Below are 15,599 nucleotides of genomic sequence, written 5' to 3'. Positions count from 1 at the left end.
TTGCTGCACCTCGCTGTTCGTGGTCCCGACTCGCCCGAGGGAGAAGATGTGACCGGCACAATGCCTCGCAACGCTGGTGCGGAGGGTGTGGAAGGAGGCGTCGGCGTGACCGCTCTCCTGGTCGCCGCGGCCCGGGCGATCGAGACCCACCGCGACGACGCCCTGGCGCGGGATGTCTATGCGGAGCACTTCGTGCTGGCCGCACCGGCGTCCGCGGGCTGGCCGGTGCGCATTCACCAGGTCGCGGACGGGGACGCGAACCCGCTGTGGGGGCGGTTCGCGCGGTACTTCGGTCTGCGGACGCGGGTCCTCGACGACTTCCTCCTGCGGGCGGTGCACACGAGCAGCGCCCGCCAGGTCGTGCTGTTCGGGGCGGGGCTGGACTCGCGGGCGTTCCGGCTCGCGTGGCCGGCCGGCACGGTGGTCTTCGAGATCGACAGGGCAGGTGTGCTGGCGTTCAAGCACGAGGTCCTCGACGGGCTGTCGGCGGCCCCGAGCGCGGCGCGCGTGCCCATCCCGGTCGACCTGCGTGCCGACTGGGTCGCGGCGCTGGCCGACGCCGGCTTCGACCCGGCCGCACCGAGCGTCTGGCTGGCCGAGGGGCTGATGTTCTACCTGCCCCCGGCCGCCGAGACGTACCTCATCGACACGGTGGACCGGCTCAGCACGGGCGGCAGCGCTCTGGCGTTCGAGGTCAAGCTCGAAAAGGACCTGCTGGCGTACCGCGACAGCCCGCTCTACACCTCGACGGCAGACCAGATCGGCATCAACCTGCTCACCCTGTTCGACCTGGAGCCGAGGCCCGACTCCGCCGGTGACCTGACGGGCAAGGGCTGGTCCACCGCGGTCCACACCCCCTTCGACTTCACCCGCCACCACGGCCGCGGCCCGCTGCCCGAGCAGAACGACGCGCTGGCGGGCAACCGGTGGGTGTTCGCGACCAAGCCCCGGGCGTGAGGTACGCGCCCCGGCGCCCGGCCGCGGTTGTCACAGACGGGCAGTACGGTCCTGCCATGGCACTGACGATCGATCTGACCCTCGACTGCAAGGACGCGAAGCTCCTCGCCGGCTTCTGGAAAACGGCGCTGGGCTACGTCGACGAGCCCCCGCCCGCGCCCTTCGCCACCCGCGAGGAGTGGTTCGCGAGTTTCGACCTGCCGGCGGACGACTCGGTGGACGACGCGGCGTGGCTCTGCGATCCCGACGGCCCCGGCCCCCGGCTGTCCCTCCTGAAGGTCCCCGAGCCGAAGACGGTGAAGAACCGCCTCCATATCGACGTCCGGGTGCCGGGGCACGGCACTCCCGAGGAGCGGTGGGCGCGGATCAGGGCGAAGTCCGAACAGCTGGTGAAGGCGGGCGGTACCACTGTGGAGGAGTTCGACGGCCACCACATCGTGATGGCCGATCCGGAGGGCAACGAGTTCTGCGTCGCGGCCGCCCGGCCGGATTCCTGAGGCAGTTGTGGCGGTACGGGTGCTCAGCCAGGGCACCCAGGACGTTGACCTGGCGGCGTGCGGGTGCGCGCCCTCACACGGGTGGTTCCCAGCAGCGGTACCGGCCGGCCGGTACGAACGGGGCCGTGAGCACGATTCGGAGCCAGCCGGCCGCGTTCCCTGAGGCGGCCTTTGGGTGTGCGGCAACGTGGCTCTCAGGACCAGGTGACGGGCAGTTCCGTCGGCCGGGTGAACAGGTAGGTGTCCGGTTCCCAGGCGATGTCCTCGTGTTTGGCCGCCAAGGCCAGTTCCGGCAGATGCGTGAAGAGGGTTGAGAGCGCAGTCTGCAGGTACAGGCGGGCGATGTTGACGCCGAGGCAGAAGTGAGGGCCGGTGCCGAAGGTGATGGCCGGGTCCTCCCGTGTGCTGCGGTCGAGACGGAATCGTTCCGGTTGTTTGTAGTGCTCGGGGTCCCAGGTCGCGGCGACCCAGGGGGTGACAACCGCGTCGCCGGCCCGGATGCGCACCCCGTGCAGTTCGGTGTCGGCCAGGGCGAGCCGGGGCATCGAGGTCATGCCGTTGTGATGCAGGCGCAGGAGTTCGGCCACTGCGGTGGGCCACAGGCCGGGGTCGCGCAGTATGCGGGCGAGCTGGTCCCCGTGCCGCAGCAGGGTGTAGACGCCCGTGGTGACCGGGCCGGTGACCGGTTCGGCGGAGGTGACGAACAGGTACATCACCGTGGCGTGAAGATGCTCCGAGGTGATGGTCCCGTCACGGTGGGCGTGGATCAGCGCCTCGATCGGGTCGCGCGGTTCGCCTCCGTCTTCGTATTCGGCGCTCTTGGCTTCGATGACTTCGGTGGCGAAGTCGAGCATCCACCGAGTGGAGGTGTCGATCTTGGCGGCCGGTGTCGTGTAGTCGACCTGGGAGCGCAGTTTGGGCACGATCTTGCGCCGTTGACGTGGTGCCACGCGCATCAGGTCACAGGCCAGGGTCGCCGCCAGCGGATGCGCGTAGGCACGGTGCAGATCTGCGGGGTTGGGACCGTCGCGCAGCGCCGTCGCCAGGTCCGCGGCGGCCAGGGCCATGGCGGGTTCGAGGGCCTTCGCGGCGGACGGGTTGAAAAACGGCTGCACGACGCGCCGTACGGTGGTGTGCTCGGGCGGGTCGAGGTTGAAGATGCCGCCGGGCACACTGTTGAAATCGTCTCCGGCAATGCGCTGCCCGCCGGGGCAGGTGAGGTCGCGGGAGAAGTTGCGGCTGGATCCGATCGCGGTGATGTCGGTACGGCGGGTCACCAGCCAGGCACGCTGGCCGGAGGGGAAGGTCACAGGCGCCACCGGCCGTTCGCGCCGCAGGAGGTCGAACATCTCGGGGGGCAGGCCGTGTCCGCGGGTGGGGAAAGAGTCGGGCCAGGTCAGTTCATCGGGAATCGTCGTTGCCACGGTCGTTCCTCTCATCGTTGAGCACGGACAGGACGTGCCCCACCCCCACGGTGAGCCCGGGTACCTGGCCGGCGGCCACCACGTCGTAGACGGGCACCCTGCGGTGGTAGACGAACAGGGCGCTGGGTCGCGCGAGCATTCCGGCCGCGTCCAGCAGCAGCGGGGCCTCGGCGAAGACATAGCGGGTATTGACCTCGATCTGAGCCGGAGAGGGCTCCGAGCCGGTGGAAGCGGCCAGGGCCGTGCGGGTCATCGCATGCACCGCCTCGCGCATCGGAGCTTGCGTGCGATAGGCGTTCTCGATGCGGGCCCGGCTCTTCTGGTAGCGCGGGTGGGACACGAAACGGGTCATCACATGGACCCGCCTGTCCGTGTCGGGCACCCCGCAGTCGGCCAGGGTCCGACGTGCGACGTTGCGCATGTTGTGGATGACGCGCTTGGACCGCTGGACCGCGTGCCGGGGCGCCTTGCCGGCGGATATGTAGCGCAGCGCTGACTCGGGGGCCCCGGGGAGGACCACGTGTACGTCGGAGAAGGACGTGGCGGCGCTTTGGCACAGGGCGGTCACGGTCTGCATGGAGTAGAAGGAGTTGAACGGTGACAGGCCCAGCACCAGGGTGCCGTACCGCTCGGCCAGGCGAGGGTCGTGAAGGTCCAACCCCTCCACCCGGAACCCGCTGGCCCCGGGGGCGTCTTGTGCCGCGCATCCCGGGGGTGCGTCTGTACCGGTGAGGGGCGGTGAAGCTGTACGGACTCGTCTCATTGCAGTGGTCTCATTCCTCTGGTCGGTTGGGGCGGGTCGGCAGGGAGAGCCGCGGGTGACAGCTCACTCGTCCGGTGCCGCTGAGGTGTCTTCGGCGGGGCGGGCACGGCTGTCGGGTACAGCCCTCGGGCCGGCGTGCGCATCGATGATCAGTGCGTGAGGGCAGTCGAGGTAGTTCGCCCAGAACGCCTCCCCATACCTCGCGCGGCCCTCTTCGGATACGGTCGGGCGGACCCATGAGAGGCGGTCGAACCCGGCCGCCTTGAGAGCCTGCTCGTGCGCCGCTGCGGACCAGCGGAAGAAGTCCAGATCCAGCGTCTCCGGCCCGACCCACGCCCGCAGGTGCCCCGGGGTGCCCTCCGCCGGTGACTGCTGCGAGCTCAGGAGCATGCCGTAGCCCCGGTACCACTGCGGATCCGTGGAGAACTCCGGGTTGAGGACCGCAGCCACGAACCGCCCGCCCGTCGCGCGCAGCGCTCGCCGCGCCGTCGCACAGAACCCCTCCAGCGCCTCCCGGCTGGACGCGTAGGGCAGCACATACACCGCCGTCACCACATCGAATGAACCGGCGATGTCCGGCAGGTCTCCGGCGGCAGGCCCCGCGGCGTTCGCCGCCAGGTACTCCACCCCCAGCCCCTCGCGCTCTTCGCGCCGCCGGGCGTGCTCGACCATCGCGGCCGACTCGTCCATCCCGACCACCCGCGCCGCGCCTTCCCGGCGCAGCCGGCGCGCGTACAGCCCGCTGCCGCATCCCAGATCGAGCACGCTGCGCCCGGTGACGTCACCGACGGCGTTCAAGAAGCTCCACGCTTCGACGTGCTCCCGGAAGGGCATCTTCTCCATGCTGTGCTCGTACGCCGACACCGCAGTGTCGAATTGGGACTCCACAGTTACCTCCTGATGAGTGAATCCGAATCAGCGGGCCCCGAGCGGCGGTGCACCCGCCCATGCCTGAGCCCTGGCACTCCCGCACCGGACCCGCACACAGTTGAGGAACGAACCCGCGGCTCCCGGCTTCGCCCGGCAGCGTGGGGCGGGCGCAGGGGCCCGCGGAGCCCTGTGCGGCCCGCCTCAGCAGGACCGGCGCGCGGAGGCCCGCGGGCGGGACAACGGACCTTATCCCCGCGAACCCGCCCGCAGTGCCTGTTCGCCTGTGCCCATCCTTGTTACCGCGCAGCTGCCTGCGAAAGCGGTGCACGAGTTCCGAACCGTGCACGTGTAGAACGCTTGCGCCCTTGCGAAGGACCGGACGTCGATCGTCCTCTGCCCGCCGGCGCCGGGGAGGAGGTCCCAGGAGGGTGAAGAGGTGACGCGGACGGCGGGTCGAGCGGCCAGGCCGTGTCACACATCCAGGTCGGTAGCGTCCGGGCTCGTGCGATCTCGTGAAGACAGGGGAACGAGGCAGCCTCAACCGCCCGGCCGGGCTGGAGTTCCAGAGCCTTGGACGGTCCGCTGCCGCTGCCTCGTCGCCCCGCTCGGAGGACGCCGGACATCGTGGCCGTCAGGGCGGGGCGGGGTACCAGGAGGTGGCGAGTGCTGGCTGTGGCGCGATCGCGTGGCAGCGTCGTTCAGGGGTTGGCCGGCCACTTGCGCAGAGGCCGGGCGGAAGGGTCCAGGAGCGCCGCGCGGGCGCGCTCCAGGATGGCGGCGGCCTGGGGCTGACGATGATGGATCCGCAGGCCCCGGCGCAGCGAGACGAGGGCCTGGCGGGCCCGGACCGAGTGCAGATAGGGGTACAGGTCGAGGAAGATACTCCAGTGCTGGCAGGCGGCCTCCAGATGGCCGATGCCGAGTTCCGTGTCGGCGAGAGCGGCCAGCGTGAGCGCGGAGGTTCTGCGCTGGTCCGGGGTGCGTTCGCACAGGGAGATCTCCCAGCCGTGGATCGCCTCATGCGCCCGGCCGAGGACGAGGAGGGTCCGTGCGGCCTGGTAGTGGAGGCCTGCCGCCGCGTACATCGTGAAGGGGCCTGGCGGACCTGTGGCCAGGGCATGCTGTGCCTGCGCCGCGTCGAGATCGTCCCGAGCCGCCCGGTCCTGTCGGTGGTGGGCCCGGGCAAGGGCACGCTGGCTGAGGAGGAAAGCCTGGGTGGCGGGCTCCACGTCCGGCCCGGCGACATTCATCGCCACCTCCGCGAAATGCAGGGCCTGCCGCCGGAATCCGAGGCGCAGGGCCTGGACGCTCATCGCGCGCAGGGTAATCGAGTAGACGCGTCGGTCGCCCGCGTCGTAGGCCAGACTGAGGGCGGCGTGGAAGTAGTACTGGGACAAGCTCGCGTATCCGGCGTCCGCTGTCATGACGGCCAGCACGTGGACGAGTTGCGCCGTCCCTGAGTGCAGTTGGCGGCGTACCGGTGGGGAGGCCTGTCGCGACAGTACCCGGCCGACGTCGTCAGCGAGGTAGAGGGCCAGTGCGGAGCGGGCATGTAACCCCCCGTGCCGGTCGGCCAGGCCGGCAAAAAGCATGGCCATCTCCTCCAGTGTCTGCACCTCGGCCCGCTCGGTGGCCCGACCGCGGTCGAGGGCCGCCGGTACCGTGAACAAAGCCGGTCTCCAGATCGGTTGCGGAACAGCTGTCTGCTGATAGGCGGCGGCTGCGAGCCCCACGCGATGAGCCGGATCGACATCGGCCCGCAGCAGAGCCGTGAGACGCAGGACAGCGTCGGCATCACCCGGTTCGATACGCATGAAGGGGACCGCAGCCGGTCTCTCCAGCCCGGTTTCCCCGGCGGTGACCGGGCGGCCGGTCCGGTTGCTGAACGCTGCCGCGACCAGGTCCGGAACCGGAGAGCGCGGCCGGGAGCCGGAAAGCCAATGAGCAACCGACGTGCGGTCATAACGGAACGTCAAACCCTGTTTCCCGGCGAGGAGGTTGACCGCACGGGCCAGATCGGCAGCACTCCAGCCGGACTCGGCGAGCAGCGCGCTCAAACGCTTGTTGGGCTGATACCGCGCCATGGCGTCATTCCCAGAAGCTGTCTATGAACAGATGAAGACACCTGCTGAAGAAAAGAATCCCACGACAGGAGCGTGGAAGTCACCTCGTCTGCAGGTGATGAGCATGTTCGGGGACGGCCTGGACACTGCGGTGCAGAAGGCGTTCACGGGCTCGGCACCGCGGCGTCCGGACGCGCGCGTATGCGGGCCCTGGTCAAGCAGCTCAGAGAGCACCCGGCGGTGACCGCCAGCCGCCCGCGCGGCGACGTCCCAGCGGCGAGCCCCGCCACACAGCAGCACCCACACCGTCCTGTACGACCCCGCAGCGCGCCGCGAAAGCGCGGAGACCCGACTCCGGGACCGGCCGTGGTTCCTTCCGTTGGAAGGAGGCCGCGTAAGGAGGCCCGGGCGGTTGTCACCACACTGCGGACGTCGGGGGCCGGGGGTTCAGTCTTCCTCGGGACCCTGGAGGCCGGGAGACCCTCCTCTCCCATACCGCTCAGAGAATCGATCTTGCCGTGATCTGCAGACGCTCCCAGGAAAATCTCTCCGCCGACATTCGAGACTACGGGCATCGTCGGGATCCCAGCCCCGCGCAGCGATCCCGGCCGCTGCAAGGCCCCTTCATCGGCTGACGCCGCCATAGCCATTGGCCGTACACGCGCACCATTTCCGGGTCTCAGGACTGGTCGGCGGGAGCGTATGGAACCTGCGCCGATGTCATGGCAAGGGCTTGCCGCCGCAGTCTCCTGGCCGGAGCAGGACGGCAGGCCCTTCTCGGACGCGGGAGGAGTTCCCCGCCCGGTCAGCCCCGGTCGCCTGTCATCTCGGCGCCCAGTGTCCTGAGTCGCTCATTCGTGTGCAGTACGCGGCAAGGGTGTCCAGGATGTCGTCGGCGGTCTTCGTCCGGACGAACGGCTTGGGGTTCTTGTTCCACTCGTTGACCCAGCCGCGGATGTCCGGTTCCAGAAGCTGCCCTTCCCGCAGTCGTGCGGCGTTTCGGCCTGCTTCGCGCCGACCGGTGCCGACCGGTCCGCTTCCGCGCCGGCACCGGTGCCGGCGGTTCTGTTGCGTCAGCCTGTTTCCGCGCCGACGCTGTCGGCGGTTGCGGGGGTGGTGGTGCCGGTCTTCGGCTGGGTCCGGGCGGGCCGGATCAGCAGGGCCGCCAGAACGGTGGCGACGGCGAGCGCCCCGGAGACGGCCCAGGCGAGGTCGAGTCCGTGGGAGAAGGAGGCGGCCACCAGGCGGGAGAGGGTGTCGTGGGACATTCCGGGGGTGTCGGGGGTGTGTCCGGAGGTGACCGCGTCGGTGATCCGGCCGGCCGCCTCGGGGGAGAGCGCGTGCCGGCCGAGTGCGTGCCGGAGCGAGCTGCGGAAGGAGGTGGCCTGGACGAGGCCGAGGACGGCGATGCCGACGACGGTGCCGAACTGCATCAGCGTCTCCACGGTGCCCGAGGCGATCCCGGCGCGCTCGGGTCCCACCGAGCCGAGGGCGACGTTGTTGTTCGGCGGGAGGGAGATGCCCAGGCCGGCGCCGATGAGCACCAGCATCCAGGCGATCGTCCAGAAGCCGGTTCCCGGGCCGACACTCGCCATGCTGAACAGGCCGGCGGCGCCGACGAGTACGCCGGCCAGGGTGACCGGCCGCGGGCCGTACTTCTCGGCGAGTTTGCCGCCGAGTCCCGCGGTGGCGATCATCGCCAGGGCGGCCGGGAGGAAGCCGAGCCCGGCCTTGACGGGTGAGTAGCCCAGGACCTGCTGGAGGTGCAGCGAGAGCAGGTAGAAGGCTGTCGACAGGGAGAAGCCGAGAGCGAAGGCGACCAGGCCGGCTGTGGTGAAGCCGCCGGAGCGGAACAGCCCGATCGGCAGCATGGCGTTCTCGCGGCGGCTCTCGACCAGCAGGAACGAGCCGAGGCCGGCGGCGGCCACGACGAACGCACCGACGACCCAGGGCGAGGACCAGCCGCGCGGGCTCGCCTCGATCACGGCGAAGGCCAGCGAGAACGTCCACACGATGCCGAGCAGCAGGCCGGCCGCGTCCAGCCGGGCCGCGGCGTGGGCGGGCGCCTTGGGGATCGCGGCGAGCGCCAGCGTGCCCGCGGCCACGCCGAGCACGATGTTCAGGGCGAAGATGGCCCGCCAGTCGATCTGGCCCACCAGGACGCCGCCCAGCGCCGGGCCGAGGGCGATCGCGATGCCGGACAGCGCGCTCCAGATGCCGAGCATCTTGGCGCGCTGCTTGACGTCGGGGTAGAGGTTGGCGATCAGCGCCATGCTGGCCGGGACGAGGATCGCGGCCGCGGTGCCCTGCATGGCGCGGCCGGCGATGAGGACTCCCACGTCGCCGGCCAGCATGCTCGCCACGGAGCCCGCGACGAACAGCGCGAGGCTGGCCAGCAGCCCCGTTCGGTGGCCGAGGCGGTCCGACAGCAGCCCCCCGGCCAGCAGCAGGCTCGCGAAGCACAGGGTGTAACCGTCGACGGTCCACTGCAGGCCCGACAGAGAGGCGTGCAGGTCCTCACGGATGGCCGGCAGCGCCACCACGCTGATCGACAGGTCGAGCATGGCCAGGAAGGCCGCGCCGAACAGGGCCAGCGCGGCGGCCACGGGCGGGGCCGGAGCCGGGGCGGGGGCGTCTGCCCCGGGGACGTCGGTTGCGGACATGGAGTTCCTTTCGGCGGCGGACGCCCGTACGGCGGGACGGCCCTGCTCCGGCTCGCGGGCCGTCGTCGGCCCGGCGGTGGCAGGGCGGCGCCCGGCGGTGGAAGGCGGTGGAAGGCCGCGGGTCCCGGCCGCGAGACCCGCGCGGAGGGCGGCCGGACCCGAAACTTTGCAAAGTATGCAATACCCCTGACGGCCCGTCAATCGCCCCTTCCCCGCCCTCTCGCGCCCGGGGGCGGCAGCCTCGGACGCCGCCGGGGCCCGCGCCCGGACCTGCCTGCCGCACGCGCCGGGGGCGGCCCGGCGGCCCCCGCCGCGGCGGTTGGCCGTCGTCCCGGGCGTCTGCGCGTGCACGGTCGCGGCGGCGGTACGGGGTGCGCGCCGGTGCGGGCGGTGACGCGACGGAGGTGACGGGACGGGCGGGACAGGACGGGGCGCCGCCGGGCGGCCGGCCGGCGGCCCCCCCGGGGGGGTCAGCGGCCGGGCGGGCTCTCCTCGCCGGGGGCCGTGGGCAGGATCGGGAAGAGGCGGCTGATGACCGCGACCGGTGCGGCGTCGGCGGGCCGGGTGTCCGGCAGCCACTCGCGGTCCTGGTAGCGGCGCAGCATGTCCCGCAGTGCCGTCGCGATCTCGTCGAGTTCGGCCGGGGCCAGGTAGGCGACGGTGCTGAACGCCTGGTCGTGCCCGTTCCACGCGGCCGGCGCGCTGTCGCGCAGTTCGAGCCAGCGGCGGAAACTCTCGTCTTCGAGGCCGTAGGTGAAACAGGCGAAGTTCTCCGGGCCGGTCCCCGGGTCCTGCTCGGCCCGTGCCGGCCCCGGGTCCGGTGCGGCGGCCGGGGGCGGTACGGGCGGAGCTTCGGGGAAGGCGTCCGACGCGCCGGGCACCAGGCGCCAGGGTTTCGCGCGGCCCGAGCCGGGCGCCGGCTCCACCACGCCTGCGCGGGCCAGCTGGCGCAGGTGGAACGAGCACAGTCCCGAACTGCACCCGAGCCTGCGGGCCGCTTCGTTGGCCGTCACCGCCCCGACCTGCCGGAGCAGTTGCACCAGCGCGGTCCTGACGTGGTGTTCGACGAGTCCGGCCGGACGGGCGCCCTGCTGCGGTTGGGGGTCGTCGGCCCGGTCGTGGCTCATCTTGTCATCGTGTTCCTTTGCAAAGTATCATGTCAAGTCGCCCAGAGTGACCATCCGTTGCTCTGGGTCACTGTCCTTGCCGTGTCGCTGCTGTGTCCTCAGCGGGGGGAGCACCATGTCCGTGTCCACATCAGTCGGCGCCGCCAGGGCCGGGTCCGAGGGGCGGGTCGTCCTGATGGGCGTGCCCGTCGCGTCCCACCCGGTTCTCACCGAGGAGGATCTCCGGGGTTCCTTCCGGCGGGTGACGGTCGTCGGCGAGGAGGTCCTGCACCGCCCGTGCGCGCCGGTCGCGGAGTTCGGCACGGAGCAGCTCCGCCGGCTCGTCCACGACATGTTCCTCACCAACCACATCGCCGAGGGCGCCGGGCTGGCGGCCAACCAGGTCGGTGTGGACCTGCGCCTGTTCGTCTACGACTGCCTGGACGACGAGGGTGTCCGGCACGTGGGTCACATCTGCAACCCCGTGCTCGACCCGGAGCCGGACGACGGGCGGCGGCGCCTGATCGAGGAGGACGAGGGCTGCCTGTCGGTCCCGGGCGCCCGCCACTGCCTGGCCCGCGCCGCCCGCGCGGTCGTCCGCGGCAGCGACGCCGACGGCCGTCCGCTGGTGGTGGAGGGCACCGGCTACTTCGCCCGCTGCCTCCAGCACGAGACCGACCACCTCAACGGCATGCTGTACGTCGACCGGCTGTCGTCCCGTCAGCGCCGGGCGGTGATGCGGCAGATGGAGGAGCGCCGCGAGGCGGTCTTCGCCCGCCGTGAGGAGCGCGCTACGGCGCTCGGCGGGTGACCGGGTCCGCCGGGTCCGGAGCCGGCGCGGAGGACGCGCGGGCCGGGCCGGCGGGCGGCAGCAGCCCCTGCCGGTCGAACGCCTCGCGCGCCTCGGGGTCCTCCAGGACGCCCAGGGCGGCGAAGTGCCGCACGGTCGTCTCGGCCGAGGACCGGGCGTAGGCCTGGACGCCGGCGGAGGTGAAGACCTCGGCGAGCACCTGCTCGACGGAGTCCTTCGGCATCCCGTAGCCCAGCAGTTCCTCGCGCATGGAGTCCAGGTCGGGGTCGAGGAAGGTGTGGATGAGGCCGGGCAGGCGCAGGGCCGCCCAGCGCCGGGTGCGGGTGTCGAGGGCGCCCCACAGATGGCGCGCGAACAGGGCGAAGTAGGCGTGGTGGCGGCCCTCGTCGGAGGCGTGGTCCTGGATGGTGTCGCGGATCTGCGGCAGGAGTTCCTGGTCGCGGGGGATCGCGGACAGGCTCCCGGTGATCAGCGTCTCGGAGACGATGACGAAGAGCAGTTCCACCAGCGGGCGCAGTTCCGGTTCGGTGGATTCCTGGATCGCTGCGAGCCGCCGCAGGAAGTAGGGCTCCTCCGGTAGGCGCGGGGCGATCCGGGTGCGGTCGGTGATCTGTTCGAGCAGGTCGACGGTCATCAGCGTGTGGTAGGCCTCGTCGCAGTAGATCTTCAGCGCGTCCAGCCGCATCTCCCGCGGCAGCCCCAGGTCGACCGATCCGTGCGCGATGCCCAGCGCGGTGCGGTTGACCACGAGGTATTCCAGTTTCGCGGTGAAGTCCAGGTACCGGTACAGGTGCTGGACGAGGACCTGTTCGTAGGCGGCCGGACCGAGATCGCGGACCAGCCGGTGCGAGGCGAGCGGTACGAGCGCGGGGGGGAAGAACGTCGCCACGCCGCCGTCCGCGGCGGTGACCAGCCGGCGCGGCGCCTGGCGCACGCTCGCCCGCTCGTACCAGGTGCGGAACGGGCTGCGGTACGGCTCTTCCCCGGCCGCGCCGCCGTCCCCCGCCCCGGGAGCCGGCGCCGGAGCGGACGTGCCCGCGTCCGGGTCCGGGTCCTGCGCGCGGTCGGTGCGGTCCGGGCGCAGCCGCGCGGGGCAGAAACTGACTGCCGGGCAGCCCTGAAATAGGCCGACGACGCCGCACATGGGGTTTCCTCCGAAGTAATCCGTGCCCGTGGAACGGTGAATACGGCCTGCCGCGCATGCCCGCGCAACGGCGCGGCGCGCGCGGTCCCGTCCGGGATCTTCGCCGATCGGGCCGGGGAGTCTCGCGCCGATTCGTTCAATTCGATACCACTCGCCGGCCGGGGCGCCCTCAAAGCGGGCGCCGGCCCGGCCGATCGAAACCGTAGCACGCGGGCGATCGAAACTAGACCCATTGATCCGGACTGCGTGAGAATGGATCTTGTCATTCATCGGGCCGCGTTCTTGTCGCTGTCCGGCGGATGACTACCGGTGTATTCCGTGGAAAGCAATGCCCAGCGGTGCGGATGCGCCGGACCGGCTTCCACCTGGTATTACGCCGCACTGCCGGCCTCGGCGCGGAATTGATCAAAGGTGCTCTGCGGGCGGTTCAGGCCAGATGTGTTGTCCGAAAATTCCGTCCCTGGCAGAAAATGATCATGATAGTCTCTGTCTCGCCCGGAGGCATCCGGTACCCGGCGGTTGATGGACGGTAATTGATCAATCCGTCCGGGTGATTCTGTTCAACGTGAAACCAAGGGAAGCCGTCTCTTCCGCCGCGGAAGATCGGAATCATGCTCCGGCGGGTGCCATCCGGTCGCGTACTCGAATGCGAAGGCATTTCCGGGCGATGGCCCCCGCTGATCCACTTAGTTCGGAATCGCCGGACCGCGCCTGCTCCCCGATTCCGCCCGCGTGGCTTTACGGACTGCTGATCACACACGTGCGAGGAGACTTTCAGGTGCTGGGCGGACACAACGGCGAGAACCAGACGGTCGACGTCACGGGGATCGGTTTCGGCCCCTCCAACCTGGCGTTCGCCGTGGCCGTCGAGGAGCACAACCAGACCGCACCGCCCGGACAGGCCGTCACCGCGCGGTTCTTCGAGCGCCAGCCGGCCTTCGGCTGGCACCGCGGGATGCTGATCGAGGGCGCCTCGATGCAGGTGTCCTTCCTCAAGGACCTCGTGACCATGCGCAACCCGGTCAGCTCCTACGGCTACCTCTCCTACCTGCACAGCAGGGGGCGGCTCGCGCACTTCATCAACGCCAAGTCGTTCTTCCCGCTGCGCGTCGAGTTCCACGACTACCTCGAATGGGTCGCCGAACAGTGCGCCCACCTGGTCGACTACGGCTGCGAAGTCCTCGACATCGAGCCGGTCGGCGGCCCCGGCGGCACCGACCGCCTCGACGTCGTCGTCCGCCGCGCCGACGGGCGGACCCTGCGGCAGCGCACCCGCAACGTCGTCATCGCCACCGGCATCGAACCCGTGCTGCCCGAGGGGCTGCCCGACGACGACCGCATCTGGCACAGCAGCCGGCTGCTCGGCGAGATCGGCCGGCTCCGCAGACGGCCCTCCGCCTTCGTGGTGCTCGGCGCGGGACAGAGCGCCGCCGAGGTCGTCGCCCACCTCCACAGCGTCTTCCCCGACGCGCACGTGCACGCGGTCTTCTCCCGCTACGGCTACAGCGCCGCCGACGACAGCGCCTACACCAACCGCATCTTCGACCCCGAGGCCGTCGACCACCACTTCGGGTCGCCGCCGCAGCTCAAGGAGGCGTTCCTGCGGTACCACGGGAACACCAACTACTCGGTGGTGGACGTCGATCTCATCGACGACCTCTACCGGCGCGGTTACCTGGAGATGGTCACCGGGCGCGAACGCCTCCACGTCCGCAACGCCACCCGGCTGCACTGCGTCAGCCCCGGGCCGGACGCCCTCGCGGTGGACCTGGAGTTCACCCCCACCGGCCGGCGGGAGACCGTCGCGGCCGACGTGGTCGTCTGCGCGACCGGCTACCGCCCCTGCGACCCCCTCGGCCTGCTGGGCTCGACCGCCTCGCGCTGCAAACAGGACGAGGCCGGCCGGCTGGAGGTCGCCCGGAACTACCGGGTGTCCGGTGAGGAGACGCTGCACTGCGGCATCTACGTGCAGGGCGGCGCGACCGAGTACTCGCACGGCATCACCTCCAGCCTGCTGTCGACCACAGCCGTGCGGGCCGGGGAGATCCTCTCGTCCATCGTCGCCCAGCGCGACGCCGACGCCGCCGCCTGAGGAGACGGGATGTTCACACGCCTGGACCACGTCGGGATCGTCTGCCACGACCTGGAGGCCACCGCTGCTTTCTACCGCTCGGTGTTCGGGTTCGACGCCGTGCACCGGGAGGTGATCGAGAGCCAGGGCATCCGCGAGGTGCTGATGCGGGTCAACGGCACCGACGACGGTCACGAGACCTGCCTCCAGCTCATCGCGCCGGTGCGCGAGGACTCGGCCGTCTCGGCATGGCTCGCGCGCCACGGCGAGGGCGTCCACCACCTCGCCTTCGGTACCGCGGACGTCCGGGCCGCCATCCTCGGGCTGCCGCCCGGCGGGCCGGCCGCGCTCTTCGACCCGCCCCGCACCGGATCGCGCGGCACCGCCGTGACGTTCCTGCACCCCCGCGACTGCCACGGCGTGCTCACCGAACTCGTCGAGATGCCCCGCCCGCCCGCCTGAACCGCCCCCGGCGGTCCGCTCGAACCGCCCCCGCCCCCGCCCGCGGCCCGTGGCACCCCCGCACGGGGCCTTCCGACGCCCGAAGGAGTACACATGCACGTCCCCGCCCTCTACCAGCCGGCGGACGAGGCCTGGTCCCGCGACCTCGTGCTGGGCCACCCGCTGGCCGTCATGATCTCCAACGCCGTCCCCGCCCCGCACGCCACCCACGTCCCCGTCGTCCTGCCGCCCGGCGCCCCCGCGGACGGCCCGCTGACCGGCTGCGGCCTGCTCGGGCACATGGACCGCGGCAACCCGCACTGGAAGTCGCTGACCGACGGTCTCGCCGCCCGCCTGATGTTCGACGGCCCCTGCGGATACGTCACCCCCACCCTCTACCGCACCACCCCCGCCGCCCCCACCTGGGACTTCACCTCCGTCCACCTGCACGGCACGGTGCACCCGGTGCAGGACCCGCAGGAGACGCTGGACATCGTCAGCCACACCGTCAGGACGCTGGAGGAAGCGTTCGGCGACAAGTGGGACCTGGCCGAGTCCCTCGACTACTTCCGGCAGATCGCCCCCGGGGTCGGCGCCTTCCACTTCCGGGTCACCCACGTCGACGCCATCTTCAAGCTGAGCCAGGAGAAGACGCCGGACGTCCAGGAGCGCGTCATCCGGCGCTTCGAGGCCGACGACGAGCGGAGCGGCCGGCAGCTGGCCCGGCTGATGCGCGGCATCGGACTCGGCACCCCCTCCGGCACCCCGACCGCCACCTGACCCCGCCGG

Annotated in this window: 13 protein-coding genes; 6 read left to right on the top strand and 7 right to left on the bottom strand. The window is 71.2% G+C overall.

From position 1 onward, the window contains the following. Positions 1-60: 60 nt before the first annotated feature. Both OHA86_RS00455 and OHA86_RS00450 read left to right on the top strand, forming a co-directional pair. Positions 61-957: a class I SAM-dependent methyltransferase gene (locus OHA86_RS00455; RefSeq protein ID WP_329171398.1), complete on the top strand. Its 897-nt coding sequence runs from the start codon at positions 61-63 to the stop codon at positions 955-957. A 56-nt stretch (positions 958-1,013) separates the two neighbouring features. After that, entirely contained in the window at positions 1,014-1,454 is a 441-nt protein-coding gene (locus OHA86_RS00450) for a VOC family protein (RefSeq protein WP_329171396.1), read from the top strand. 194 nt (positions 1,455-1,648) lie between these two features. Here OHA86_RS00450 and OHA86_RS00445 read toward each other — a convergent pair whose 3' ends face one another. The 6 genes from OHA86_RS00445 to OHA86_RS00415 all read right to left on the bottom strand — a co-directional run bounded on the left by OHA86_RS00445 (position 1,649) and on the right by OHA86_RS00415 (position 10,364). After that, positions 1,649-2,878 (bottom strand): cytochrome P450, encoded by a 1,230-nt coding sequence (locus OHA86_RS00445; protein WP_329171395.1) that lies wholly within the window; start codon positions 2,876-2,878, stop codon positions 1,649-1,651. Continuing rightward, a complete protein-coding gene (locus tag OHA86_RS00440; RefSeq protein ID WP_329171394.1) occupies positions 2,856-3,536 on the bottom strand; it encodes a tRNA-dependent cyclodipeptide synthase in 681 nt (226 codons plus the stop codon). The genes OHA86_RS00445 and OHA86_RS00440 overlap by 23 nt, the downstream gene beginning before the upstream one ends. 168 nt (positions 3,537-3,704) lie before the next feature. Next, on the bottom strand, positions 3,705-4,529 hold the full coding sequence (locus tag OHA86_RS00435) for a class I SAM-dependent methyltransferase (RefSeq protein ID WP_329171393.1): 825 nt from the start codon (positions 4,527-4,529) through the stop codon (positions 3,705-3,707). Between the two features lie 680 nt (positions 4,530-5,209). Then, positions 5,210-6,595, bottom strand: a complete 1,386-nt coding sequence (locus OHA86_RS00430) for a hypothetical protein (RefSeq protein WP_329171392.1) — start codon at positions 6,593-6,595, stop codon at positions 5,210-5,212. Between the two features lie 1,052 nt (positions 6,596-7,647). Further along, the gene (locus OHA86_RS00420; RefSeq protein WP_329171390.1) at positions 7,648-9,237 is read right to left on the bottom strand and encodes an MFS transporter; all 1,590 of its coding nucleotides are present in this window, start codon (positions 9,235-9,237) and stop codon (positions 7,648-7,650) included. Positions 9,238-9,707: 470 nt separating this feature from the next. Beyond that, entirely contained in the window at positions 9,708-10,364 is a 657-nt protein-coding gene (locus OHA86_RS00415) for a winged helix-turn-helix domain-containing protein (RefSeq protein ID WP_329171388.1), read from the bottom strand. 175 nt (positions 10,365-10,539) lie between these two features. Here OHA86_RS00415 and def point away from each other — a divergent pair, with 175 nt between their 5' ends. Next, entirely contained in the window at positions 10,540-11,154 is a 615-nt protein-coding gene (def, locus tag OHA86_RS00410) for a peptide deformylase (protein WP_329182130.1), read from the top strand. Here the strand turns inward: def and OHA86_RS00405 are convergent. Continuing rightward, positions 11,135-12,298 carry a diiron oxygenase gene (locus OHA86_RS00405; protein ID WP_329171387.1) on the bottom strand — a complete coding sequence of 388 codons (1,164 nt, stop codon included), beginning with the start codon at positions 12,296-12,298 and terminating at the stop codon, positions 11,135-11,137. The genes def and OHA86_RS00405 overlap by 20 nt on opposite strands. Before the next feature lie 778 nt (positions 12,299-13,076). Here OHA86_RS00405 and OHA86_RS00400 point away from each other — a divergent pair. The 3 genes from OHA86_RS00400 (at position 13,077) to OHA86_RS00390 (ending at position 15,590) form a co-directional block, all read left to right on the top strand. After that, positions 13,077-14,390 carry a lysine N(6)-hydroxylase/L-ornithine N(5)-oxygenase family protein gene (locus OHA86_RS00400; protein WP_329171386.1) on the top strand — a complete coding sequence of 438 codons (1,314 nt, stop codon included), beginning with the start codon at positions 13,077-13,079 and terminating at the stop codon, positions 14,388-14,390. A 9-nt stretch (positions 14,391-14,399) separates the two neighbouring features. Next, positions 14,400-14,831 (top strand): methylmalonyl-CoA epimerase, encoded by a 432-nt coding sequence (gene mce / locus OHA86_RS00395; RefSeq protein ID WP_329171385.1) that lies wholly within the window; start codon positions 14,400-14,402, stop codon positions 14,829-14,831. Between the two features lie 93 nt (positions 14,832-14,924). Continuing rightward, on the top strand, positions 14,925-15,590 hold the full coding sequence (locus OHA86_RS00390) for an FMN-binding negative transcriptional regulator (RefSeq protein ID WP_329171384.1): 666 nt from the start codon (positions 14,925-14,927) through the stop codon (positions 15,588-15,590). The last annotated feature ends 9 nt before the right edge of the window (positions 15,591-15,599 follow it).

Origin of the sequence: Streptomyces sp. NBC_01477 (assembly GCF_036227245.1) — a bacterium.
Taxonomy (GTDB): Bacteria; Actinomycetota; Actinomycetes; order Streptomycetales; family Streptomycetaceae; genus Actinacidiphila.
Note: the sequence above shows the minus strand (reverse complement) of the source record. Positions and strands in the feature narration are given on the sequence as shown.

Coding starts and splice junctions, on each gene's coding strand:
- OHA86_RS00390 (WP_329171384.1), top strand. CDS start 14,925: ATGCACGTCCCCGCCCTCTACCAGCCGGCGGACGAGGCCTGGTCCCGC.
- OHA86_RS00450 (WP_329171396.1), top strand. CDS start 1,014: ATGGCACTGACGATCGATCTGACCCTCGACTGCAAGGACGCGAAGCTC.
- OHA86_RS00430 (WP_329171392.1), bottom strand. CDS start 6,595: ATGGCGCGGTATCAGCCCAACAAGCGTTTGAGCGCGCTGCTCGCCGAG.
- OHA86_RS00420 (WP_329171390.1), bottom strand. CDS start 9,237: ATGTCCGCAACCGACGTCCCCGGGGCAGACGCCCCCGCCCCGGCTCCG.
- OHA86_RS00405 (WP_329171387.1), bottom strand. CDS start 12,298: ATGTGCGGCGTCGTCGGCCTATTTCAGGGCTGCCCGGCAGTCAGTTTC.
- def (WP_329182130.1), top strand. CDS start 10,540: ATGGGCGTGCCCGTCGCGTCCCACCCGGTTCTCACCGAGGAGGATCTC.
- OHA86_RS00415 (WP_329171388.1), bottom strand. CDS start 10,364: ATGAGCCACGACCGGGCCGACGACCCCCAACCGCAGCAGGGCGCCCGT.
- OHA86_RS00455 (WP_329171398.1), top strand. CDS start 61: ATGCCTCGCAACGCTGGTGCGGAGGGTGTGGAAGGAGGCGTCGGCGTG.
- mce (WP_329171385.1), top strand. CDS start 14,400: ATGTTCACACGCCTGGACCACGTCGGGATCGTCTGCCACGACCTGGAG.